The organism is Gilliamella sp. CG16 (genome assembly GCF_046635785.1).
GTDB lineage: Bacteria > Pseudomonadota > Gammaproteobacteria > Enterobacterales > Orbaceae > Gilliamella > Gilliamella apicola_I.
The window spans coordinates 1-24,810 of sequence record NZ_JBIDFL010000007.1; the positions used below are offsets into that span (position 1 = coordinate 1).

Annotated in this window: 15 protein-coding genes, 4 tRNA genes and 1 pseudogene; 15 read left to right on the forward strand and 5 right to left on the reverse strand. The window is 38.1% G+C overall.

Features of this window, described 5'->3' with window-relative positions:
* Nucleotides 1-1,596 (forward strand): annotated as a pseudogene (locus ACGH47_RS07890) (hypothetical protein); the annotation flags it as partial.
* Nucleotides 1,597-1,947: 351 nt separating this feature from the next.
* On the opposite strand, the gene ACGH47_RS07895 reads toward ACGH47_RS07890, so the two are convergent.
* Nucleotides 1,948-3,162 (reverse strand): pyridoxal phosphate-dependent aminotransferase, encoded by a 1,215-nt coding sequence (locus tag ACGH47_RS07895; RefSeq protein WP_411597301.1) that lies wholly within the window; start codon nt 3,160-3,162, stop codon nt 1,948-1,950.
* A gap of 144 nt (nt 3,163-3,306) precedes the next feature.
* Between ACGH47_RS07895 and ACGH47_RS07900 the strand changes: the two genes are divergently transcribed.
* From ACGH47_RS07900 to nusG, 12 genes are all read left to right on the forward strand, one after another.
* Nucleotides 3,307-3,576, forward strand: coding sequence for an ACT domain-containing protein (locus tag ACGH47_RS07900; RefSeq protein ID WP_065558707.1), 270 nt, complete (start codon nt 3,307-3,309; stop codon nt 3,574-3,576).
* A gap of 36 nt (nt 3,577-3,612) precedes the next feature.
* Complete coding sequence (locus tag ACGH47_RS07905; RefSeq protein ID WP_411623152.1) at nt 3,613-4,968, forward strand: PFL family protein; 1,356 nt, start codon at nt 3,613-3,615, stop codon at nt 4,966-4,968.
* A gap of 223 nt (nt 4,969-5,191) precedes the next feature.
* Nucleotides 5,192-5,767 carry a hypothetical protein gene (locus ACGH47_RS07910; RefSeq protein ID WP_411623153.1) on the forward strand — a complete coding sequence of 192 codons (576 nt, stop codon included), beginning with the start codon at nt 5,192-5,194 and terminating at the stop codon, nt 5,765-5,767.
* A 111-nt stretch (nt 5,768-5,878) separates the two neighbouring features.
* Nucleotides 5,879-6,682, forward strand: a complete 804-nt coding sequence (gene tcdA / locus ACGH47_RS07915) for a tRNA cyclic N6-threonylcarbamoyladenosine(37) synthase TcdA (RefSeq protein WP_411597298.1) — start codon at nt 5,879-5,881, stop codon at nt 6,680-6,682.
* A 295-nt stretch (nt 6,683-6,977) separates the two neighbouring features.
* Nucleotides 6,978-9,677, forward strand: coding sequence for a bifunctional acetaldehyde-CoA/alcohol dehydrogenase (gene adhE, locus ACGH47_RS07920; RefSeq protein ID WP_411623154.1), 2,700 nt, complete (start codon nt 6,978-6,980; stop codon nt 9,675-9,677).
* 153 nt (nt 9,678-9,830) lie between these two features.
* Nucleotides 9,831-9,906: transfer RNA gene (locus tag ACGH47_RS07925), tRNA-Thr, on the forward strand.
* A 33-nt stretch (nt 9,907-9,939) separates the two neighbouring features.
* Nucleotides 9,940-10,024: transfer RNA gene (locus ACGH47_RS07930), tRNA-Tyr, on the forward strand.
* Nucleotides 10,025-10,080: 56 nt separating this feature from the next.
* Nucleotides 10,081-10,155, forward strand: a tRNA-Gly gene (locus ACGH47_RS07935).
* A 3-nt stretch (nt 10,156-10,158) separates the two neighbouring features.
* A tRNA-Thr gene (locus tag ACGH47_RS07940) sits at nt 10,159-10,234 on the forward strand.
* Between the two features lie 183 nt (nt 10,235-10,417).
* Entirely contained in the window at nt 10,418-11,602 is a 1,185-nt protein-coding gene (tuf, locus tag ACGH47_RS07945) for an elongation factor Tu (RefSeq protein ID WP_065558713.1), read from the forward strand.
* A 136-nt stretch (nt 11,603-11,738) separates the two neighbouring features.
* Nucleotides 11,739-12,140 carry a preprotein translocase subunit SecE gene (secE, locus tag ACGH47_RS07950; RefSeq protein WP_065559723.1) on the forward strand — a complete coding sequence of 134 codons (402 nt, stop codon included), beginning with the start codon at nt 11,739-11,741 and terminating at the stop codon, nt 12,138-12,140.
* A gap of 1 nt (nt 12,141) precedes the next feature.
* The gene (gene nusG / locus ACGH47_RS07955) at nt 12,142-12,687 is read left to right on the forward strand and encodes a transcription termination/antitermination protein NusG (RefSeq protein ID WP_065559722.1); all 546 of its coding nucleotides are present in this window, start codon (nt 12,142-12,144) and stop codon (nt 12,685-12,687) included.
* A gap of 179 nt (nt 12,688-12,866) precedes the next feature.
* On the opposite strand, the gene ACGH47_RS07960 is transcribed toward nusG, so the two are convergent.
* Together ACGH47_RS07960 and ACGH47_RS07965 are read right to left on the reverse strand one after the other, a co-directional pair.
* Nucleotides 12,867-14,789 carry an ABC transporter ATP-binding protein gene (locus tag ACGH47_RS07960; protein ID WP_411623155.1) on the reverse strand — a complete coding sequence of 641 codons (1,923 nt, stop codon included), beginning with the start codon at nt 14,787-14,789 and terminating at the stop codon, nt 12,867-12,869.
* A gap of 294 nt (nt 14,790-15,083) precedes the next feature.
* Entirely contained in the window at nt 15,084-17,096 is a 2,013-nt protein-coding gene (locus ACGH47_RS07965) for an OPT family oligopeptide transporter (RefSeq protein ID WP_267360764.1), read from the reverse strand.
* Between the two features lie 228 nt (nt 17,097-17,324).
* On the opposite strand from ACGH47_RS07965, the gene mazG reads away from it, so the two are divergent.
* Complete coding sequence (gene mazG / locus ACGH47_RS07970; protein ID WP_411605344.1) at nt 17,325-18,122, forward strand: nucleoside triphosphate pyrophosphohydrolase; 798 nt, start codon at nt 17,325-17,327, stop codon at nt 18,120-18,122.
* Nucleotides 18,115-18,552 (forward strand): hypothetical protein, encoded by a 438-nt coding sequence (locus ACGH47_RS07975; RefSeq protein WP_065559718.1) that lies wholly within the window; start codon nt 18,115-18,117, stop codon nt 18,550-18,552. The genes mazG and ACGH47_RS07975 overlap by 8 nt, the downstream gene beginning before the upstream one ends.
* 235 nt (nt 18,553-18,787) lie before the next feature.
* On the opposite strand, the gene ACGH47_RS07980 is transcribed toward ACGH47_RS07975, so the two are convergent.
* Both ACGH47_RS07980 and gltB read right to left on the reverse strand, forming a co-directional pair.
* A complete protein-coding gene (locus ACGH47_RS07980; RefSeq protein ID WP_411623156.1) occupies nt 18,788-20,200 on the reverse strand; it encodes an FAD-dependent oxidoreductase in 1,413 nt (470 codons plus the stop codon).
* Between the two features lie 13 nt (nt 20,201-20,213).
* Entirely contained in the window at nt 20,214-24,671 is a 4,458-nt protein-coding gene (gene gltB / locus ACGH47_RS07985) for a glutamate synthase large subunit (protein ID WP_411623157.1), read from the reverse strand.
* Nucleotides 24,672-24,810: the final 139 nt, after the last annotated feature.

Below are 24,810 nucleotides of genomic sequence, written 5' to 3' on the forward strand. Positions count from 1 at the left end.
GCGACAGGGGTAAGCTTTGCGTGGAAAGGTAGCACCAGTATTAAAGGTAAAATTTACTTAGACAGTGATGATAACGGGGTATACAACGCCTCCACGGACAGCAGTGTTAATGCGGACTTAACGGTGAAATTGAGTAATATCAACAATCCGGCATTACAGTTAACACAAACGATTGCAGCCGGTGAGACAGTTTATGAACTAAGCGGCATGATCCCGGGCAAATGGCAAATTGAAGTGGAAGGAGTACCAAGCACGTTACGAGCAAGCTTTGACCCGGATGATGCGCACCATGACAGCAAAGGTTACTTAACCTTACCGAAGACAATCAATCAGGCAATCATTGATATCACAGGTAACCTAACCGATCAGGACTTTGGTTATATCCATGGTGGTATTATTGAGGGTAAACTGGTAGAAGATCGTGAAGGTAAAGGTCTGGTCAGTCTGTCAGAATTAACCGGATTATCGGGTGCAGAGGTTTATCTGTTAAACAATAATCAGAAACATATGATGAACAAAGATGGTAAACCACTGTCGTTTATGACACGCAGTGATGGTAAATTTATATTCCGTAATCTGGTGATAGATCCGAATGTGGTTGATGATTCAAAATATAGTATCCGTTTACTGTTTGGTGAATATCACGACGGCGTGGTTGGCTCAGATAATAGCAATCCATTATATGAAAAAGTGCCATATTTTGAACAATATACTGATAGTAATGGTAAAGTGGTCAAACATGACTTAATTGATATTGCTACACCGCCAGCATCGATTGTTTATAATGGCACAGGTGGTATGCAAACAGTGCCGATTAAGTTAAATGATGGCAGTATCACCTTTAGTGCAACAAGTAACGATATTATATTGGGTTATCGAGTACATAATGCGAATGTAACCGTAATAAAAACGGCACTGAAGGATAATGTCGTGGTGGGTGATATTGTCCCTTATACCATCAAGGTGATTAACAATTCGTCACACAAATCACGCATTAAAGTAAAAGATATTTTACCGTCAGGATTTAAGTTCGTGAAAGGTTCATCGCGTTTAAATGGCAAAAAAGTGGCGGATCCCAAAGGCACTAAAGCGGTGATGTATGATTCTCTGGATTTAACGGCTAACAGTGAAGTGGTGATCAGCTATATGTTAGTTGTGGGCTCGGGCGTTACCCAAGGCGAGTATACCAATACGGCGATGGCACTAAACGCCTTGACGGGTAAAGTGTCGTCGAATATAGCGGAAGCGACGGTAACGGTGACAGCCGATCCACTGTTTGACAATGCGTTAATCTTCGGAAAAGTGTTTATCGACCGAAACGGTAATGGCATACAGGATGAAGGTGAAGATGGTCTGGGCGGCGTGAAATTAGTGACCACCCGTGGCGAAATTATCACAACCGATACGCATGGACGTTACCATATAGTTGGTGTATCGGGAGGCCGTTGGGAACGAGGTGCAAACTTCGTTATCAAACTAGACCCACGAAGCTTACCGAAGGAATACAAAGTAAACGGACGTAATCCAAAAGTGGTAAGAGTATCACCGGGGTTACCAAGTAAAGTTGATTTTGGTGTTACGGAGGTAAATCAGTAATTCCCATTAAACATAAAGATAGACAAGTAGGTCTGTTTATTCCTATCCTTTCAGCTCTTTCCCCCGTTTATCGGGGGTTTTTTATATTAAGCATCCTAAATTATTATTTTATATAAATAGATTTTAGTGTTAGAGCACTGAAAATGAGTAGAGTTGTAGAAATATAATTAAAATTGAATGCCGGTTAATAAATTAACATTGTCATATTAATTAGTTAGCATAAATAGAGCAGTATTGATGAATTTAAGCATAACACTGAAAGTGTTTATTATCTTCGTTGAATGAAATCAAAAAATTTTACGAAGCATTGCAGATAGAAAACTCCCAACTAAAATTGGGAGTTGATTCGTTTTATTGTTGATAATTTGATAAAAATTTGGCAAAACGTTCGATAGCGTCTTGTAATTCACCTGTATGTGGAAGTGCAACAATTCTGACATGATCGGGTTTATGCCAGTTGAAACCACTGCCTTGTACTAAAAGAACTTTTTCTTGCAATAGAAAATCTAAAACCAATTTCTGATCATTGTGAATATTAAATTTTTGCTGATCAAGTTTAGGAAATAAGTACAATGCGCCTTGTGGTTTAGTACAACTTACCCCTGGGATATCATTTAACATACGCCATGCAAGCATACATTGATCATATAAACGACCACCAGGAACAATAAATTCATTAATACTTTGATAACCGCCAAGTGCACCTTGAATGGCATGTTGCAATGGGACATTGGCGCATAATCGCATTGACGCCAACATATTTAGTCCCTCAATATATCCTTTTACATGTTGTTTAGGACCACAAAGTGCCATCCATCCTTGCCTAAAACCTGCAACACGATAAGTTTTAGATAGTCCGCTCATGGTTACGACAAATAGATCGGGCGCTAAAGCGGCTATTGAATGATGAACAGCATCATCATATAAAATTTTGTCGTAAATTTCGTCAGCAAAAATAATAAGGTTGTTTTGACGCGCAATTTCGGCAATATCAAGTAGAAGCTGTTTACTATAAACGGCACCGGTTGGATTATTAGGATTAATGATCACAATTCCTTTGGTTTTAGGGGTGATCTTTCGTTTAATATCCTCTAAATCGGGTGACCAATTAGCATCTTCATCGCAAAGGTAATGAACAGCACTACCACCAGATAAACTAATTGCAGCTGTCCATAATGGATAATCTGGCATAGGAACTAAGATTTCATCACCGCTATTGAGCAATGCTTGCATCGATTGTACGATAAGTTCAGAAACACCATTGCCGATAAAAATGTCTTCGACATCTAAACTGGTTATTCCTCTGGCTTGATAGTGTTGCATAATAGCTTTACGTGCAGAGTAAAGTCCTTTTGAATCGGAATATCCTTGTGAAGAAGGCAAATTACGGATGACATCAACTAATAATTCATCAGGTGCGGCAAAACCAAAAGGGGCAGGATTTCCAATATTGAGTTTAAGTATAGTTTGACCTTCTTCTTCAAGACGCTTTGCGTGCTCAAGAATTGGTCCACGGATGTCGTAACAGACATGATCCAATTTATTTGATTTTTGGAAATTTTTCATAATGTTGCCCTTTTTAATTATTTTAGTGTTTTTTTATTTTTAACAAAAAAACAATCTACTCCTATTTCGATAATTTTTGAAGATGTTATTATAATCAACCAAGTAAATATCTTTTGATTGTCCAAAATTTGTGCGGAGTATGTGATGAAAACCATTTTAACTGTCATAGGAAAAGACCAGACCGGAATTATTGCTGGTATAAGTCAAAAATTATATGAATTGAATATTAATATTTTAGATGTATCTCAAACTATCATGGGTGAATATTTCACGATGATTATGTTACTCGATTTATCCAAAATCGATGTTTCATTTGATGATGTTAAAAATACTTTAACGCAAACAGGCGAAAATCTTAAAGTTAAAGTCAATATTCAACGCGAAGAGATATTTGATGCAATGCATCGTCTTTAAATTTTATTCAATAATTTTTACTGAAGGATAGTACTAATGGAAACCAAACAGATCCTCGAAACGATTAAAATGATTGAGGAAGAAAAGCTTGATATTCGCACAATAACCATGGGTATTTCTTTGCTTGATTGTATTGATAGCGATGGTGAAAAAGCCCGTCAAAAAATCTATGACAAAATTACTAAATTAGCCAAAAATTTAGTAAAAGTTGGTGATCAAATTACGTCTGAATTTGGTATTCCAATTATTAATAAACGTATCTCTGTTACACCAATATCCTTAATTGCAGGAGCAAGTAATGATAGTGATTATGTCGCGTTCGCAAAAACACTTGATCAAGCTGCTAAAGCGGTGGGGGTGAACTTTATTGGTGGATTTTCGGCGTTAGTGCAGAAAGGTTACCATAAAGGTGATGAAATTTTGATTAAATCCATCCCACAAGCTCTTGCCCAAACAGAACGTGTTTGTTCATCGGTTAATGTAGGTTCTACACAAACCGGTATCAACATGGATGCTGTAAAACAGATGGGGTATATTATTAAAGAGGCGGCCGCATTAACGGCGAATAATAGCAGTATGGCTTGTGCAAAATTAGTTGTGTTTGCTAATGCTGTTGAGGATAATCCGTTTATGGCTGGGGCTTTTCATGGTGTAGGCGAAGCAGATTGTGTCATTAATGTGGGTGTCAGTGGACCAGGGGTGGTTAAGCGAGCGCTCGAAAAAGTAAAAGGTCAACCTTTTGATGTGGTTGCAGAAACAATCAAAAAAACGGCTTTTAAAATTACGCGTATGGGACAACTTGTTGGTAAAGAGGCTTCGGAGCGTTTAGGCGTTAAATTTGGTATTGTTGATTTATCTTTAGCGCCAACGCCTGCAATAGGTGATTCAGTTGCCCATATTTTAGAAGAAATGGGACTGGAAGTGGTTGGAACCCATGGTACAACGGCTGCGTTGGCGATGCTTAATGATGCTGTCAAAAAAGGTGGGGTCATGGCATGTGGTCATGTGGGTGGTTTAAGTGGGGCATTTATTCCTGTGTCAGAAGATGCTGGGATGATTGATGCGGTAAATAAGGGGGCACTCAATTTAGAAAAATTAGAAGCAATGACCTGTGTTTGTTCGGTCGGGCTTGATATGATTGCTATTCCGGGTGATACACCAGCTGAAACAATATCTGCTATTATTGCAGATGAAGCAGCAATCGGCGTCATCAATCATAAGACCACTGCCGTTCGCATCATTCCTGCGGTTGGTTTAACAGTGGGTGATAATATTGAATTTGGTGGGTTATTGGGTCATGCGCCTGTGATGCCAGTAAATAAATATAGCTCATTTGATTTTATTAATCGTGGTGGACGTATTCCTGCTCCGATTCACTCCTTCAAAAACTAAGCGATTATTTTGTGATGCCTTGTATATCAAAAAAGACAAGGTATCACATGACTTTTTGTCTATTGATTTCTACCTGATAATCCAAAATGTGATTTTTTTGTCCTTCATTTTACGGTTATCCCTATAATGAGCAATCACACGGATACTATTTGGTAATGAATTAATTAGTCTCATTTTTCTGACTTATCTAAAATTAATTGATAAAAAATAAAAGGAAACAAAAATGAAAAAAGTTATAGTCAGTTTTATCTCAATATTATTGTTTGGTTGTGGGATTTTAGAAAGTAATTATCAACCTGGCAACTATGGTCCGATGTTAACGGTAATTAATCAAAAATTACCCGCTTATGATTTACCTAAAAAATTAGATTTCCACAATAAAACCTATTATATATATAATCAAAGTCGCGATAGTGGTTCAGGTAATCCTAATGATAAGCGTGCAATTATGTACATGCAAGATCCTAAATCAGCAACCTATTATGAAGATTATTTCATCATTATGGATGATATCGTTGCCAATGCTCAAGATGCTCAAAAACTCTTTAAATTGCAAATCGCAATGCGTTCATCTGATCCGAAAGTCACTCAAGAAGGTAACGTTTCTTATGCCGTAGGAACGGATGAAAAAAATAGTATAGGTTATTTAATCGTCAGTACTTATGATGAATCAACGCATTTGGCTCGTAATCGTTTTTATCTCATTTTACTCAATGAAAAAAATGACCATTTAGTAAAATATATGCAAACCCATACTAAACAAATGGTACAAGAGATATTAAAATTAGGACGTAAATAGTTAATTTATGAGTCTAATACCGATAACCTCAATGACAAGAATAGTAGCGTTAGTTGCGTTAATCTTTATGCACTGCTAGTATTTTAACATTTCGATAAATCAGTGGTAATTATGCATAACACATTTTCTGATAGTTATTTTCAACGTTTTAGTGGCATTGCTCGGTTGTATGGTCAATCCGCATTGTCGTGTTTTGCTCGTGCACATATTTGTGTAATAGGGATTGGTGGTGTTGGTTCTTGGGTAGCTGAATCCCTTGCTCGCAGTGGTATCGGGCAAATTACTTTGATTGATATGGATGATGTCTGTGTGACTAATACCAATCGCCAGATTCATGCTTTAACCACAAATATAGGTAAAGCTAAAACCGCCGTCATGGCTGAGCGAATATTACAAATAAATCCTGAATGTATTGTTAATCAAATTGATGACTTTATAAATATTGATAATGTTTCAGATTATTTAGGTGCTCAAAACTTGCCTCGTTATGATTATATCATTGATGCTATTGATAGTGTGCGCGATAAAGCGGCAGTGCTTAATTATTGTAAGCGACAAAAATTGAAAGTCATTACTATTGGTGGTGCTGGTGGCCAAAAAGATCCAACACAGATTAAAATTGCTGATTTGGCTAAAACCATTCAAGACCCTTTGGCAGCTAAATTACGAGAAAGATTAAAGAACGATTATAAATTGAATAAAGATAGTAAAGGTAAATATTCGATACCTTGTGTTTACTCAACAGAACAACTGACATATCCGGCGCAAAATGGTCAAATTTGTTTTACTAAAAGTGAAGCGCATGGCACTAAAAAAATGGATTGTGAATCAGGTTTTGGCGCAGTGACGACTGTTACGGCAAGTTTTGGATTTGTTGCTGTTAGTTATGTACTGGACAAATTATCAAAAATTTAAGTGAACTTTTTATTTCTTCAAAAAAATTTAGCATATTTAAAAAAAGCTATTTTACCTAAGTAAAATAGTTTTTTTTATCTAAAAATCTCAAAAATTAATTTTTTCCTATCTATTAGGATGAATCTCACTTACCCATTTCAATAACATTTATTTTTCTGCAAGATCTTATTGTATAAAGTAAAAAACTGATTTACGATAACGGCAATTTCGTTTTGTTATTATGCATAGGCATTAAAAAGATTCAAGGAAGACGCCAAACGATTCAGATTTATTTTTTAATTTCAAGGAGTAATCTATGGCAGTAACTAATATGAATGAGTTAAATGAGTTAATGGCCCGTGTAAAAAAAGCACAGGAAACTTATTCAACTTATACTCAAGAACAAGTGGATAAAATTTTCACGGAGGCTGCAAAAGCTGCTGCAGCTGCGAGAATTCCACTAGCCCAACAAGCTGTTGCTGAATCGGGTATGGGGATTGTAGAAGATAAAGTGATTAAAAACTTATTTGCTGCAGAATATATTCTAAACAAATATCGTCATGACAAAACTTGTGGCGTAGTGGCAGAAAATGAACCCTTTGGAACTATTACGCTAGCCGAACCTTTAGGGATCATATGTGGAATAGTACCAACGACCAATCCAACTTCCACCGCTATTTTCAAATCCCTTATCAGTCTTAAAACCCGTAACGCAATCGTCTTCTCTCCTCATCCTAGAGCAAAAAAATCAACTATTGAAGCAGCCAGAATTGTTCTAAATGCAGCAATCAAAGCTGGTGCACCAAAAGATATTATTGGTTGGATTGATGAGCCCTCTATCGAATTATCAAATGCTTTAATGCATCATGATGATGTCGCTGCAATTTTAGCAACCGGTGGCCCAGGTATGGTGAAAGCAGCTTATAGTTCAGGTAAACCAGCATTAGGTGTTGGCGCAGGTAATACGCCTGTCATCATTGACGAAACAGCCGATTTAAAACGAGCAGTGGCTTCCGTTCTGATGTCTAAAACGTTTGATAATGGTATGATTTGTGCCTCTGAACAGGCTATCGTCGTGGTTGATTCTGTTTATGACGAAGTACGTCGCTTGTTAACACAATACGGTGCATACGTTTTAAATGCTAAAGAGACTAAAGCCGTTCAAGGTATCATTCTAAATGACAAGGGTGCTTTAAATGCTAATATCGTTGGTCAACCAGCGACCAAAATTGCTGAATTAGCAGGTTTTAAAGTACCAGCAGGTTCAAAAGTACTAGTAGGTGAAGTGAGCAAAGTTGATCTATCTGAACCGTTTGCGCATGAAAAACTTTCACCGACATTAGCTATGTTTAAAGCTAAAGATTTTACTGAAGCAGTAGAAAAGGCTGAAAAATTAGTTGAAATGGGTGGTATGGGTCATACTTCTGTTCTTTACACCGATCAAGATAGCAATCGTGAACGTATCGATTATTTTGGCAAAAAAATGAAAACTTGCCGTATTTTGATTAACCAACCTGCTGCGCATGGTGGTATTGGCGATTTATATAATTTTGATTTAGCGCCGTCACTAACATTAGGTTGTGGTTCTTGGGGAGGTAACTCGGTATCTGAAAATGTTGGACCGAAACACTTACTTAACAAGAAAACAATCGCTAAGAGAGCAGAAAACATGTTATGGCACAAATTACCAAGTTCTATCTATTTTAAACGTGGCTCACTGCCTATTGCTTTAAATGAAGTCGTTGAGCAAGGCGCAAAACGAGTCTTTTTAGTCACTGATAAATTCCTATTTAATAATGGTTATTCAAAACAAATCACCGATCAATTAGAGTCACAAGGTGTTCTTTGTGAAACATTCTTTGATGTTGAAGTTGATCCAACCTTAAGTGTTGTTCGTAAAGGGACTGAATCAATGAGAGCATTCCAGCCTGATACGGTTATTGCTTTAGGCGGTGGTTCACCAATGGATGCTGCAAAAATCATGTGGGTTCTTTATGAACACCCAGAAACTAAATTCGATGAATTAGCATTACGTTTTATGGATATTCGTAAACGTGCTTGTCATTTCCCGAATATGGGCAAAAAAGCAAAATTGATCTGTGTTACCACAACATCAGGAACCGGTTCTGAAGTGACGCCATTCGCAGTTGTGACGGATGATGCAACCGGACAAAAATATCCGTTAGCCGATTATGCTGTTACGCCTCATATGGCAATTGTAGATGCTAACTTAGTGATGAATATGCCACGTTCACTTTGTGCTGCTGGTGGTTACGATGCGGTAACTCATGCTTTAGAAGCTTATGTGTCAGTAATGGCAACAGAGTTTTCTGACGGTCAAGCATTACAAGCTTTAAGTATGCTTAAGTCCTATTTACCGGCAAGCTATAAAGAAGGGGCTAAAAATCCTATCGCTCGAGAAAAAGTACACAGTGCAGCGACATTAGCAGGTGTTGCTTTTGCTCAAGCATTTTTAGGTATTTGTCACTCAATGGCGCATAAAATTGGTGCAGCTTTCCATATCCCACATGGTGTGGCTAATGCAATGCTCATCAGCAATGTTGTCCGTTTTAATGCAACAGATAAGCCAACTAAACAAGGTACATTTAGTCAATATGGTTATCCTCAAGCCATTCGTCGATACGCTGAAATTGCTGATCATTTAGGTTTAACGGCTGCTGCGGATAAAGATGAGAAGAAAGTTGAGAAATTAATTGGTTGGTTAGATCAACTTAGAAAAGATCTTGAAATACCATTCTCTATAAAAGAGTTTGGTGTGGATGAAAAAACGTTCTTAGCACAAGTTGACCAACTTGCTGTAGATGCATTTGATGACCAATGTACTGGCGCAAATCCTCGTTATCCTTTAATTGCTGAACTAAAACAAATCTTGCTTGATACCTATTATGGTCGTCCATATCAAGATAACGGAGATATCAGTGAAGATGTTGCTGTGCATACAGCGGCTAAAGGTGTAGCTTCTACTACTAAGAAAAAAGCGGTAAAAAAGAAATAATCTAAAAAATTATTTTTGATTAAATAAAACCCTGAAATTGTCTATATTTCGGGGTTTTTTTATGTTTTTGATTTTTTTTTAAGCAAACAAAATAAAATTTGTTTTTTTTGCTTGCAAGCTTAAATGTTCTAGTCCATAATGCGCAGCACTTAGGCCGGCTTAGCTCAGTAGGTAGAGCAACTGACTTGTAATCAGTAGGTCGCCAGTTCGATTCCGGCAGCCGGCACCATTTTCCTAAGTAGACAAATTTAAAAAGATTCGGGGTGGGGTTCCCGAGCGGCCAAAGGGAGCAGACTGTAAATCTGCCGTGTCACACTTCGAAGGTTCGAATCCTTCCCCCACCACCATATATCTAATATTAGCAATAGCTAATTGAAGCATTTAGGTAGCCGAGTTTGAACATGCGGGCATCGTATAATGGCTATTACCTCAGCCTTCCAAGCTGATGATGCGGGTTCGATTCCCGCTGCCCGCTCCAATTGCTGATATAGCTCAGTTGGTAGAGCGCACCCTTGGTAAGGGTGAGGTCGGCAGTTCAAATCTGCCTATCAGCACCATTCTTGTTACTTTCCTAAACTTCTAAAAATATCGAATTTGACTGCTTAAAAGCTTGTCACTGGACGGCTTTATCTGTTATCATTCAGAGCTAATTTTAAGTTAGTATTATGTTGATATAAAATATAATACTTGGTTAATGTGGTGATTCACCACCGATTTGTATTACATTTGAGGGACAATAAATGTCTAAAGAAAAATTTGAACGTACAAAACCCCACGTTAACGTTGGTACAATCGGCCACGTTGACCATGGTAAAACAACTTTAACTGCTGCAATTACTTCTGTTCTTGCTAAAAAATACGGCGGACAAGCTCGTGCATTCGATCAAATCGATAACGCACCGGAAGAAAAAGCACGTGGTATTACCATCAATACTTCACACGTTGAATACGACACACCAACTCGTCACTACGCACACGTAGACTGCCCAGGCCATGCTGACTATGTTAAAAACATGATCACCGGTGCAGCGCAAATGGACGGTGCTATTTTAGTAGTAGCAGCAACTGATGGTCCTATGCCACAAACTCGTGAGCACATCCTTTTAGGTCGTCAAGTAGGTGTTCCTTACATCATCGTATTCTTAAACAAATGTGATATGGTTGATGATGAAGAGTTATTAGAATTAGTTGAAATGGAAGTACGTGAACTTCTATCTCAATACGACTTCCCGGGTGATGATACACCAGTTATTCGTGGTTCAGCGTTAAAAGCGTTAGAAGGCGATGCAGCATGGGAAGACAAAATTGTTGAATTAGCGGAAGCATTAGACACTTATATCCCAGAGCCACAACGTGACATCGATAAACCATTCCTATTACCAATTGAAGACGTGTTCTCAATTTCAGGTCGTGGTACAGTGGTAACAGGTCGTGTAGAAAGCGGTATTATCAAAGTTGGTGAAGATGTTGAAATCGTTGGTATCAAACCAACAGCAAAAACAACTTGTACTGGTGTTGAAATGTTCCGTAAATTACTAGACGAAGGTCGTGCTGGTGAAAACGTAGGTGTATTACTTCGTGGTACTAAACGTGAAGAAATCGAACGTGGTCAAGTATTAGCAAAACCAGGTTCAATCACCCCACATACTGATTTCGAATCAGAAGTGTATATCTTAAGTAAAGATGAAGGTGGTCGTCACACTCCATTCTTCAAAGGTTACCGTCCACAGTTCTACTTCCGTACAACTGACGTGACTGGTACAATCGAATTACCGGAAGGCGTAGAAATGGTAATGCCAGGCGATAACATCAAAATGTCAGTATCATTAATTCACCCAATCGCGATGGCAGAAGGTTTACGTTTTGCGATTCGTGAAGGTGGTCGTACAGTTGGTGCGGGTGTTGTTGCTAAGGTTATTAAATAATTTATATTTAATAACTGTTGAAAGGGTATCATGCGATGCCCTTTCTTATCTGGTCTGTTTAGCAAAATGTTTTTATTTTAAAAAGAGCATTTTGGAAAATAGATATTATTATAAATAACATACTCATAGGTTTTATATGCAAGTAAGTAACGAAAGTCAAGCTACAAACTCGGTTCTAGATAAACTCAAATGGGGTTTAGTTTTAGTATTGATTGCAATTATTGTTTGGGGAAATTCCTATTTTGCTCAAGCAAATGATATATATCAACCTAATACAATCGTCCGCATTATTACGGTTAGTGTAATTTCACTTTTCACTTTATTTATTGCTCTTACAACCACTAAAGGTAAGTCATTTCTTGCATTTTTACAGGATTCAAGAAAAGAGTTAAGAAAGGTGGTATGGCCTTCTCGTAAAGACGCTACACAGACAACTATGCTCGTTGTGGCTGTTACAGTAGTCGTTGGTTTAGCCCTTTGGGGAATGGATACTTTATTCCGTTGGGTCGTCTTTTATTTAACATCAATAGGACGTTAATATGAGTGAAATACAACAAAAACGATGGTATGTTATTCAAGCTTATTCTGGCTATGAAGCACGTGTTGCACAATCACTACGTGAATATATCAAGTTACATAATATGGAAGATTCTTTTGGTGAAGTGCTTGTGCCTACCGAAGAAGTTGTTGAAATGAAAAGTGGTCAACGTCGTAAAAGTGAGCGTAAATTCTTTCCCGGTTATGTTTTAGTTGAAATGATGATGAATGATGCAACTTGGCACTTAGTTAAAAGTGTACCAAGAACCATGGGATTTATTGGCGGTACTTCTGACAGACCAGCCCCAATAAGCCAACGTGAAGTTGATGCTATTATGAATCGTTTACAACAAGTTGGTGATAAACCTCGTCCTAAAACGTTGTTTGAGCCAGGCGAATTGGTACGTGTTAATGATGGTCCATTTGCAGACTTTAATGGTGTGGTTGAAGAAGTCGATTATGAAAAAAGTCGCCTGAAAGTTTCAGTTTCAATTTTTGGGCGTTCAACACCTGTTGAGCTTGATTTTAGTCAAGTTGAAAAAAGTTAATTTTAATTGAATAAGTTTAGTTCAATTAAGAATAAAAAAATCACAGCAAAGGCTGTGATTTTTTTTGCACAAAATAAATAGTTAAAATACGATTAACAACCTGAAACTTATTGCGATTGAATTAAGACTCATGCTCTTAATATTTTGTGCGCTTCTCTTTTTATATCTTAACTACAAAGTTAGTTTAATTGAAAATCTTCAAGTTGTTGTTGTAAATCTAACCAGTTCATTTCAGTGTCTTCTTGTTCGCTTTTAATTTTACTTTGTTTAAGTAGTAATTCGGTCAACGCTGTTTTTTTATCGTTTTCATAAATAGCAGGATCTACTAGTAACTGTTCAATATTTTGTAATTGCTCAGTTAATAGCTCAAGTTTTTGCTCCATTTTTTGTAGCTCTTTTTTAATGGGTTGCATTTGTGCTCTTAATTCTGCTTCACGGCGTTTTTGTTCTTTGCGATCGGTGGCGGAAACATTTTGAATGCTATCATTTTTACTGGCTACGTTAACGGTATCTGGTTTATTTTCTGCTTTTTGTTCTTCGGCAAGCCATTTTTGGTAATCATCAAGATCGCCATTAAATGGTTCGACTTTGTGATCATGCACTAAATAAAATTCATCCGTTGTCGAGCGCAATAAATGGCGATCATGCGATACAACGACTAAAGCACCTTCAAACCCTATAAGTGCTTCAGTTAATGCTTGACGCATATCTAAATCCAAATGGTTAGTGGGTTCATCAAGTAATAATAGATTCGGTTTTTGCCACACAATTAGCGCTAAAACCAATCGAGCTTTTTCACCGCCCGAAAATGTTTTAACTGGTTCGTTCACTTTATCACCATGAAAATCAAAACCACCCAGATAGTTACGCAATTCCTGTTCTGTTATTTTTGGATCAGCAAGCTGAGTTAAATGCCAAAGTGGTGATTCATTGGCACGTAAATATTCCAATTGATGTTGAGCAAAATAGCCTAATTGAACACCTTTAGCGAGATTAATATGCCCCTCTTTAGGTTGAAGTTCGCCCGCTAATAATTTTATTAAGGTTGATTTACCGGCACCATTACGACCCAATAAGCCTATGCGTGAACCCGGAACAAGATTTAATTTAATTTTTTCAAGTACGATTTTATCATCGTAGCCTGCCACAACTTTGTCCATCATCAGTAATGGACTTGGCAAAAATTCAGAAGGTTTGAAATTAAAATGAAAAGGATTGTCTACATGTGCAGGGGCAATGAGTTCCATTTTTTCTAGCATTTTTATTCTGCTTTGAGCTTGTTTGGCTTTGGTTGCTTTTGCTCTAAAGCGGTCTATGTAGCTTTGTAGGTGTGCGACTTTTTGTTGTTGGCTTTCATAAAGTGATTGTTGCTGTGCTAATTTAGTTGCACGTTGAACTTCAAATGATGAATAGTTACCGGTATATTCAAACAAACTTTTTTGTTCAATATGAATAATTTTATTAACTAACGGATCTAAAAAATCACGATCATGTGAGATTAAAATTAATGTACCTTGATAGTTACTCAGCCATTTTTCTAGCCAAATAACGGCATCTAAGTCAAGGTGATTGGTAGGTTCATCAAGAAGGAGTAGATCAGAACGACACATGAGTGCTTGAGCTAGATTTAAACGCATGCGCCAACCACCAGAATAAGATTTAACTGGTAATTGTAGTTGCTCGTTGGAAAATCCTAAACCATGTAATAATGTGGCGGCTCTTGCTCGTATTGTCCATGCGTCAATGTTATCCAGTTTTTCATGAATATTAGCTATTTGTTCACCATTATTGTCTTGGTTGGCGATAGCTAGCTTTTGTTCTAGCTGTCGATATTCACGATCACCATCAATAGCATATTCAATAGCGGGTATATCTAGCGCGGGGGTTTCTTGATTAACCCAAGCTAATTGCCATTGTGATGGAAAACTTAAGCTGCCTGCATCCGTTTGAATTTCGCCTTTTATTAATGAGAATAGGGTGGACTTTCCGCAACCATTTTTCCCAACTAACCCTACTTTTTGTTTAGGATTAATGGTAGCAGAGGCATTATCTAAAAGTAGGTTAATGCCTAAGCGAACTTGAATGGAATCAAATACTATCATGATTTTGCTGTTTAATATGTAAAATAAATTGGGTTATGCTAACAAATATTGAAAGTTATGCAAAATGAAAAAGTTTAATGGGCAAAGTGAAAGTTTTATTATTTTAGACTTTAACTTGTGGTAATAATTGGTTGAGCGTGCTATTGAATATTTCCAGACAGGGAAAAGGTTATCATTTAATCTAGTCACAAAAGAAGGATGATAATTAATTTATAGCGGGGTTTAAATTGGAAAAGCGATTTTATCAAGCCCTCTATTTTAAGCAATAAAGGGCTTAATTATAAATATAAATTATTACTGTTTTTTAATTGCGGATAATGCTCGACGAATAATATATAAGCAAATACCCACAAAGACAGCTAAACCTAAATATTGTGGTAAGAAACCTAAATCAGCCTCGATTGCTAATGGAGCTTCACCTTTACCTTGCGTGATACTAATAACAATAACGATCGCTAATAAGACACCAACTAAGCTTTCACCAACTATTAATCCCGAAGAAATTAATGCCGCTTTACGATCCACTTTTTTAAATTGTTCTTCAGGATTTAAATTGTATTTTTGAGCTTTAGCGTAAGCATTACGTTTAATTATCCATGATAGCAATGTACCGACAAAAATTGGGGCAGTAATCGTTGGTGGTAAATAGATACCTAAACCGACAGCTAGTGCGGGTAAGCGAAATTTACATTTTGCTTTCGCCAAAAGAAGATCAATAATAATAATCACGGTTCCAACAACCAACCCAATTAGAATCATTGTCCAATCAAGTTTATGTGAAAAGATTCCTTTTGCAATGGTTGTCATCAGTGTTGCTTGAGGTGCAGCTAAAACTTGTGATTGATCCATATCTGGTCGTGGTAATGCGCCCGTGAAACCATACGCGTTATAAAGAATTTCTAAAATAGGAGCGATAACAATGGCACCAACAACACAACCTATTAGTAATGCAACTTGTTGTTTCCATGGTGTTGCATTAACCAAGTAACCCGTTTTAAGATCTTGCAAGTTATCATTTGAGATACAAGCAACGGCTAATACTGCGCTGGTTGTGAATAGCGCTAAGGCTGTCGCAAAGTTTGTGCCTTCAGCCGTGGAAAGTATATTATTTGCTTCGCCTAATCCAAGTAAGATAAGTGATATCACGATAGCGGCAACAATTGCAATACCTGAAATAGGGCTAGCTGACGATCCGACTAATCCTGCCATATATCCGCAAGCAGCTGCAACAAGAAAGCCCATAATAAAAGCAAATAAAACAGCACAAATAACCAGTATCCATGCAACGCCCGTCGATAACCCACTATCTGAAATAAATGAGTAAAACGTAGCGACTAAAATAATAACCATACCTGCCATAATCAAAAAGATTGATTTAGGTGATAGATCACGTTCTGTCGGTGCAATATCATTTACAGATACATCTGAACGTAACGTTTTGAATGATGTTTTTAAACCTTCAATAACTGGTTTGATTAAGGTTAATAATGTCCAAATTGCCGCAATAGCAATCGTTCCTGCGCCAATAAAACGGATATCTTTAGCCCAAAGTCCCATTGCAATATTTGCCAGAGGTTGCGTTGTATCATAATCTGTCATTGCACTTAAAATTGGAATTCCAAATCCCCAGGCAATAATGGTTCCTATTAAAACGGCAATCCCAGATACAATTCCAATCAAGTAACCTGCACTAAGAAGTGCTAATGAGAACCCCATAGGTAATTGAAAAATCGATTTTCCACCGGTAAACCAGTATGAAGCGCTTTCAGATAAAACCCGAAAACCATTGGTCAATAAACTGACAGTAGAAGCGATAACGCCTCCCACTAAAATATCTTTCAATCCTTCGTTGGCAGAAGCATCATTACTGTCTGTTTTCGAGCCTGCTTTTAAAATCTCAGCGGCAGCAACACCTTCAGGGTAAGGTAATGTACTTTTGACTACCATCACATGACGCAATGGAATTGAGAATAGTACCCCAAGCATTCCCCCAGCGGCACAAATGGCAAAAGTTAACCAAAATGGAAAATCTTGCCAGTAACCAATCATCAATAATCCAGGTAGAACGAATATAATAGATGATAGCGTTCCGGCAGCAGAAGCTTGAGTTTGTACCATGTTATTTTCTAATATGGTTGATCCTGAAAATAGTCTTAAGATTGCCATTGAGATGACAGCGGCAGGAATAGCCGAAGAAAAGGTTAATCCGACTTTTAAACCAAGGTACACATTTGATGCAGTAAAAATAATTGTAATAAAAGCACCCAGTATTGTGCCTCGAAGTGTAAGTTCTCGTAAATTATTCATATATTATCGTAAAGTTAATTCAATATGCGGTTATTATATACTTAATTCAGCTTTATGGGCTAGAAGTTATGATAACTCAATTAATTTAATCTTTTTTGTGCGTGTTTCAGGATAAATAATAGACAATTATATTTACAATAGTATAAATTCACTATTGAAAATAAAAACAGTTTAAATTTATGATACACTGATTAGATTAATGTTCCGTTACGATTGGTGAGATAGATTGTGAACCCACTCAAGCGTTTACTTGCAATTACTAAACAATTACGTGACCCTATTGACGGTTGTGAATGGGATCGCATGCAGACTTTTGATTCATTAAAATCTTATACACTAGAAGAAACTTATGAAGTTCTTGATGCGATAGATAAACAGGATATGAATGAACTCAAAAAAGAATTGGGCGATTTATTGTTTCAAATTATTTTTTACGCCGATCTTGCCAGTGAACAAGGTCAGTTTGATTTTGAGGATATCTGTCAAGCTGTTGCTGATAAATTAGTTAGTCGTCATCCGCATATTTTTGATGATAAGACAACTGAAAAACCGAATTGGGAACAATTAAAACAAAAAGAGCGTGACGAGCGCGCACAATACTCATTGTTAGATGACATACCTAACGCCATTCCTGCTTTAATGAAAGCCGAAAAAATCCAAAAACGTTGTGCATCGGTTGGGTTTGATTGGCAGGAGTTAACTCCAGTTTTAGATAAAGTTAAGGAAGAGCTCGACGAAGTAGAACATGAGCTTAATAAAACGGTACAAGATCAATCAAAAATCGAGGAAGAACTGGGGGATCTGTTTTTTGCGACCGTCAATTTAGCCAGACATCTAAAAGTTAAATCGGAGCTCTGTTTACAACGGGCAAATCATAAATTTGAACGTCGATTTAAACAAGTTGAAGCAATACTGAAACAAAATAATCGTCGTTTAACGGATGCAACACTTGAAGAAATGGAAGCCGCATGGCAACTTGTTAAACAATTGGAAATATCAACTAGCGAAGTAAATAAATATGACTGAAAAAAATGAATTATATCAAGAAATCGAAGCATGGGCACAAAATGCCATTTTACATAGTCCAACGTGGAGTATTAACCAGCTCGATTATTCCGAAAAAAGTATTTCTGTTGTTGAAATGATTATTGGTGAATTAGCTGAGAAAAATTTTAGTATTCCTGAAGAACAGCTTAATATGATTGCTCAAGAGTATGGTTGTTATTTATTACTGACAGCCCAAAAATTATACGGCGGTGAGTTTTATTGGAATGAAGAACTTGAACAACCGATGTTAATTAGTTGTGAACCACAAGCGGCTATCGTGTTATTAACTTGGAATAAAGTCAAAGGGCGCCTTTTAGGGGATGAAGCAGATCATCTTGCCTTTTTCTTAGAAGGGTTTGCTGAGGCGACTAAAAATCCTGAAAATGGTTCTCAGGTTGTCTATTTATAGCCAAGTAATCCAATAATCAAAGGTTATTAGCTGATACAAATTCATGGTATCAGCTAATGGTAATTTAATGCCAATTATCAAAGTAAATATTCATTGGCAATTTCAACCCGATAAATAACGATATTTAGGTTGTAATCAATAAACGTTATGGTTTAGACAGATCAATAAATATTGAGTAGTAAACCTTACTCCCACTCAGTAGGGTATGGGCATAAGGTTAACTTAGTCAATCGCTTTATACTTCTAAATAATCTAAAATCCCTTCTGCCGCTTTGCGACCTTCGCTAATGGCAGTCACCACTAAATCCGATCCTCTTACTGCATCACCACCAGCAAAGATTTTTGGATGGCTGGTTTGATAGCCTTTCATTTCTGGGGCAACAATACGACCTTGAGTATCAAGATTGACACCATGTTCTGCTAACCAAGGCATGGCATGAGGTCTAAAACCAAATGCCATAATAACAGCATCGGCAGGAAGTATGAATTCAGATCCTTCGATAATCACTGGCGAACGGCGACCATTTGCATCGGGTTGACCGAGTTCTGTTCTAACCATTTTGACACCAGTAACTTGACCTGTATTGTTAATTTCAATACTGAGGGGTTGCACATTAAATTGGAATTGTGCACCTTCTTCTTTCGCATTTTTTACTTCTCGTTTAGAGCCGGGCATATTGGCTTCATCTCGACGATAAGCACAGGTGACTTCAATTGCACCTTGACGTATAGACGTCCGTACACAGTCCATTGCAGTATCACCACCGCCTAAAACCACAACACGCTTATTTTTCATGTCAATGTAAGGCGTATCATCGCTTTGATTATGCTTCATAATATGTTTGGTATTGGCAATTAAAAATGGAAGGGCATCATAAACACCATCCGCATCTTCATTCATTAGACCGGCTCGCATTGATTGATAAGTACCGGTTCCAACAAAAATAGCATCAAATTCATTGAGTAAGTCCGTTAATTGTACCGTTTTCCCCACTTCGGTATTCAGCCGAAATTCAATACCCATGTCGGTAAAGATACGTCGACGATTAATCAACACTTCTTTATCTAATTTAAAGGCAGGAATACCAAAGGTTAATAGTCCACCTATTTCAGGATGGCGGTCAAAAACAACGGGCGTCACACCATTGCGGACTAGCACATCGGCACAAGCAAGTCCTGCAGGCCCTGCACCAATGATTGCAACTTTTAACCCTGTTTTTTCAACATTAGACAAGTTAGGCTTCCAACCCAGTTTAAAAGCTTCATCGGTAATATAACGTTCAATGTTACCAATAGTTACTGCACCGAACTCAGCATTTAAAGTACATGAGCCTTCACAAAGCCGATCTTGAGGGCAAACCCGACCACACACTTCTGGTAGACTGTTTGTTTGATGAGAAAGCTCAACCGCTTCTAAAATTTTGCCTTCATTCACCAGTTTTAGCCAATTAGGTATATAGTTATGAACAGGACAACGCCATTCACAATAAGGATTCCCACACGCTAAGCAGCGATCGGCTTGGGCTTGAGATTGTGAAGCCGAAAATCCCTCATAAATTTCAACAAACTCTATTTTTCGAATATTCAACGATTTTTTAGGTGGATCAACACGTTGTAAATCGATGAACTGATAAACATTTTGACTCATTTCCGTGCTCTCCTTATTGTGCTTGAACATGAAGTTCTGCTGATGATCGGCTTCGATGACCGAGCAGCGCTTTTACATCACTGGATTTAGGTTTAACTAATACAAATTGTTTAGCGAAATCTTCCCAGTTAGCTAAAATTTCTTCAGCACGTGAAGAGTGGGTTAGTTGAGCATGTTCCATGATTAAGCCTCGTAGATGCTCTTCATGAATCGAATAATCAGCAACGTTTAACATTTCAACAAGTTCTTGGTTAATCCGTTTATGGAAATCACCATCGGCATCTAAAATATAAGCAAATCCACCAGTCATGCCAGCACCAAAGTTAACACCAGTTTTACCTAAGACACAGACAATGCCACCTGTCATATATTCACAGCCGTTATCGCCGATACCTTCAACCACGCTAATTGCACCAGAGTTACGTACGGCAAAACGTTCACCAGCACGTCCTGCTGCAAACAATTTACCGCCTGTTGCACCATATAGACAGGTGTTACCGGCAATGGTTGCTTCATGACTTAAAAATGCCGAGCCTTGAGGTGGTCGAATGACGATGCGACCCCCTGCCATGCCTTTACCAACGTAGTCATTGGCATCACCTGTTAGTGTTAAATTTACGCCACCAGCATTCCAAACACCAAAGCTTTGCCCAGCAGTACCGGTGAAATTGAGTGAAATTGGATCGGCAACTAAACCTTGATCGCCATATTTTTTGGCAATATAACCTGATAAGCTAGTTCCCACCGAACGATCAGTATTTTGAATATCAAAGTAGAAACTTTTACTTTGACGATTATCCACAAATTGTTGTGCTTGAGTAATAATTTCTTTATTCAATACACCTTTATCAAACGGTTTATTATCTTCAATACAGTAGACGGGTTTGCCTTCTACTGGTGTCGCAGTTTCAAGTAATCCTGATAAATCCAGTTTTTGTTGTTTAGCCGTAATACCATCAAGCTCTAACAGTAAATCGGTACGTCCAATTAAATCAACAATTCGACTTACGCCAAGTTCTGCCATGACTTCCCTTGTGTTACGTGCAATAAAACGGAAATAGTTCATCACTTTTTCAGGTAAACCATGATAATGGTCACTACGTAATTTTTCATCTTGTGTCGCAACACCTGTGGCACAGTTATTTAAATGGCAAATACGTAGATATTTACAACCTAAAGCCACCATTGGCCCCGTACCAAAGCCGAAACTTTCTGCACCTAAAATTGCCGCTTTTACAATGTCTGTACCGGTTTTTAACCCACCGTCAACCTGTAAACGAATTTTGTGACGTAAACCATTAGCAACCAATGATTGTTGTGTTTCAACTAAACCCAGTTCCCATGGTGAGCCAGCATATTTGACTGACGTTAATGGGCTAGCACCGGTACCACCATCATATCCCGAAATCGTGATCAAATCGGCATAAGCTTTTGCGACCCCAGTTGCAATAGTTCCTACGCCAGGTTCGGACACTAATTTCACCGAAATCATTGCTTGAGGGTTAATCTGTTTTAGATCAAAGATCAACTGTGCCAAATCTTCGATTGAATAAATATCGTGATGCGGTGGTGGCGAGATTAATGTCACTCCCGGTACGGAAAAACGTAATTTAGCTATGTAAGGGGTTACTTTGTCACCTGGTAATTGACCGCCTTCACCCGGTTTTGCACCTTGCGCTACTTTGATCTGAATCACATCAGCACTCATTAAATAGCCCGGCGTTACACCAAATCGACCTGATGCGACTTGTTTTATGCGTGACACTTTTATACTGTTATACCGAGCAGGATCTTCACCTCCTTCGCCTGAATTAGAATAGCCACCTAATGTGTTCATTGCTTCAGCAAGCGATTCATGAGCTTCAGGACTTAATGCACCAATTGACATTGCCGCCGAATCAAAACGTTTGAATAGTGACTCTTCAGGTTCAACCTGATCTAACGAAATTGTTGCATTTTCAGGGGGATTAAGTTTTAATAAATCCCGTAATGTCGCTGGCGGGCGATTATTAACGATATCGGTATAAAGCTTATAATCTTCGTAACGCCCATTGTTAACCGCTTTTTGTAACGATTGAACTACATCGGGATTATAAGCGTGATATTCGCCGCCATGGACAAATTTGAGTAAACCACCTTGGTCTAATGGTTTACGGCGTAACCATGCTTTTTTCGATAAATTGAACTGATCTTGAGCAAAATCATCAAAATTTGCACCACTAATACGGCTAGTCACACCTTGGAAACAAAGTTCTACCACATCTTTATGCAGACCAACCGCTTCAAAAAGTTTTGAGCAGCGGTACGAGGCGACAGTGGATATCCCCATTTTAGACATGATTTTGTACAAGCCTTTATTAATACCATTGCGGTAGTTGATAATGGCTTCACGGTAAGACTTATTTATCGTGCCATTGTCGACCATTTGGGCTAGGGTTTCGTAAGCTAAATAAGGATAGATAGCCGTTGCACCAAAACCAAGCAGCACGGCAAATTGGTGTGGATCGCGACAGCTTGCGGTTTCAACAATAATATTGGCATCACAGCGTAAGTTTTTTTCAACTAGACGTTGCTGTACTGCACCTACAGCCATTGGGGCAGGAATCGGTAATCGATCGGCTGCGATATTTTTATCGGACAAAATGATTAATACGGTACCATTACGTACTTTGGCTTCGGCATCACCGCATAATTGTTCAATGGCATCACGCAAGCTACCATCGATTTCGTAAGTAATATCTAGTGTTTCTGATTGATAGTAACGTGATTCCAATGCAGTTAATTGTTGGAAATCAGAGTAAACCAAAACAGGGTATTTAAACGCGACTCGATGTGCTTGACCTTCGGCTTCAGCAAAGACATTCATCTCGCGACCAATGCTAGTTGATAGCGACATGACGTGAGCTTCACGTAATGGATCAATAGGTGGATTGGTTACCTGCGCAAATTTTTGACGAAAATAATCATAGATTAATCGAGGTTTACTTGATAAGACAGCGAATGGCGTATCATCGCCCATTGAACCTGTTGCTTCTTGCCCATTTTCACCTAAGACACGAATACATTGATCGATTTCTTCTGCACTATAACCAAACTGTTTTTGGTAAGTAGCTAGTAAAGTGTCATCGTAATCACGTGAGCCAATGTTCTCATCAGGTAGACTTTCAAAAGGGATAAGCTGTTTAACATTTTTTGCCATCCATTCTTTATAAGGATGACGTTTTTGTAAGTCATTGTCCGTTTCAGAAGATTGTAAGATACGACCTTCTTCGGTATCGATAACTAATAACTCACCCGGCCCAACTCGTCCTTTGCTGACGACTTCGTCAGGTTGATAATCCCAAATACCAATTTCAGAAGCACAGGTAATGAGTTTATCGGTGGTAATAACATAACGAGCAGGACGTAAGCCATTTCGATCTAAATTACATGCGGCATAGCGACCGTCTGACATAACAATACCAGCTGGGCCATCCCACGGTTCCATATGCATCGAATTAAAGTCAAAGAAGGCACGAAGATCTTCATTCATATCGGGATTATTTTGCCATGCCGGTGGTACTAATAAGCGCATCGCCCTGACAATATCCATCCCACCGACAAGGAACAGTTCTAACATGTTATCCAGTGAACTGGAATCAGACCCTGTGACATTCACAAACGGAGCCGCATTTTGTAAATCAGGAATCAGTGGTGTTTTAAATTTGTAGGAACGGGCTTTTGCCCATTGACGATTGCCTTCAATGGTATTGATTTCACCATTATGCGCTAAATGTCTAAACGGTTGAGCAAGTGGCCAACGTGGAACGGTATTGGTTGAAAACCGTTGATGAAATAAACAAATCGCCGTTTCCATTCGAATATCGGCTAAATCTAAATAGAATCGAGGCAAATCTTTAGGCATACATAAGCCTTTGTAGATATTAACCTGATTCGAAAAGCTACAAACATAAAAGGTGTCGTCTTGTACGCGTTTTTCAATGCGACGGCGAACCATATATAAACGGCGTTCTAAATCAATTTTCGTCCATCCTGCTGGCGCATTGACAAAGACTTGTTCAATTTTAGGAAGTGAAGATAACGCAATTTCACCTAAAACACTTTTATCAATAGGTACTTCTCGCCAACCTAATATTGATAATGTTTCGTCAGCTAATTCCTCTTCTACAATCTGACGGCTTGCTTGTGCTTCTTGCTCATCTTGGCTAAGAAACAGCATGCCTACCGCATAATTAGTTGCTAAACGCCAACCTGCGTCTTGCGCAACTAATCTAAAAAATCGATCTGGTTTTTGTAATAAAAGTCCACAGCCATCGCCGGTTTTACCGTCAGATAAGATTGCGCCTCGATGCTGCATTCTTGCTAATCCGTGAATAGCGGTGCGCACCACTTTATGACTTGGTTGCCCTTCAATATGAGCAATCAGACCAAATCCGCAGTTATCTTTTTCATGATGCTGGTTATATAACATATCATTGCCTCTAATTCATCGCTTTATAATTTGTGAAGGTATAGGCATTAATCCCATATTGGCTAAGAAATTAAAGAAAAATGCTATTTTGGTCAAATAAATATTACTTATAAGTCAATCTTTTAATAAGTTGTACTGG

What these genes read in the sequence shown, in the direction of transcription:
- ACGH47_RS07895 (WP_411597301.1), bottom strand. Translation starts at nt 3,162, where the DNA reads ATGAAAAATTTCCAAAAATCAAATAAATTGGATCATGTCTGTTACGAC.
- ACGH47_RS07900 (WP_065558707.1), top strand. Translation starts at nt 3,307, where the DNA reads ATGAAAACCATTTTAACTGTCATAGGAAAAGACCAGACCGGAATTATT.
- ACGH47_RS07905 (WP_411623152.1), top strand. Translation starts at nt 3,613, where the DNA reads ATGGAAACCAAACAGATCCTCGAAACGATTAAAATGATTGAGGAAGAA.
- ACGH47_RS07910 (WP_411623153.1), top strand. Translation starts at nt 5,192, where the DNA reads ATGAAAAAAGTTATAGTCAGTTTTATCTCAATATTATTGTTTGGTTGT.
- tcdA (WP_411597298.1), top strand. Translation starts at nt 5,879, where the DNA reads ATGCATAACACATTTTCTGATAGTTATTTTCAACGTTTTAGTGGCATT.
- adhE (WP_411623154.1), top strand. Translation starts at nt 6,978, where the DNA reads ATGGCAGTAACTAATATGAATGAGTTAAATGAGTTAATGGCCCGTGTA.
- tuf (WP_065558713.1), top strand. Translation starts at nt 10,418, where the DNA reads ATGTCTAAAGAAAAATTTGAACGTACAAAACCCCACGTTAACGTTGGT.
- secE (WP_065559723.1), top strand. Translation starts at nt 11,739, where the DNA reads ATGCAAGTAAGTAACGAAAGTCAAGCTACAAACTCGGTTCTAGATAAA.
- nusG (WP_065559722.1), top strand. Translation starts at nt 12,142, where the DNA reads ATGAGTGAAATACAACAAAAACGATGGTATGTTATTCAAGCTTATTCT.
- ACGH47_RS07960 (WP_411623155.1), bottom strand. Translation starts at nt 14,789, where the DNA reads ATGATAGTATTTGATTCCATTCAAGTTCGCTTAGGCATTAACCTACTT.
- ACGH47_RS07965 (WP_267360764.1), bottom strand. Translation starts at nt 17,096, where the DNA reads ATGAATAATTTACGAGAACTTACACTTCGAGGCACAATACTGGGTGCT.
- ACGH47_RS07975 (WP_065559718.1), top strand. Translation starts at nt 18,115, where the DNA reads ATGACTGAAAAAAATGAATTATATCAAGAAATCGAAGCATGGGCACAA.
- ACGH47_RS07980 (WP_411623156.1), bottom strand. Translation starts at nt 20,200, where the DNA reads ATGAGTCAAAATGTTTATCAGTTCATCGATTTACAACGTGTTGATCCA.
- gltB (WP_411623157.1), bottom strand. Translation starts at nt 24,671, where the DNA reads ATGTTATATAACCAGCATCATGAAAAAGATAACTGCGGATTTGGTCTG.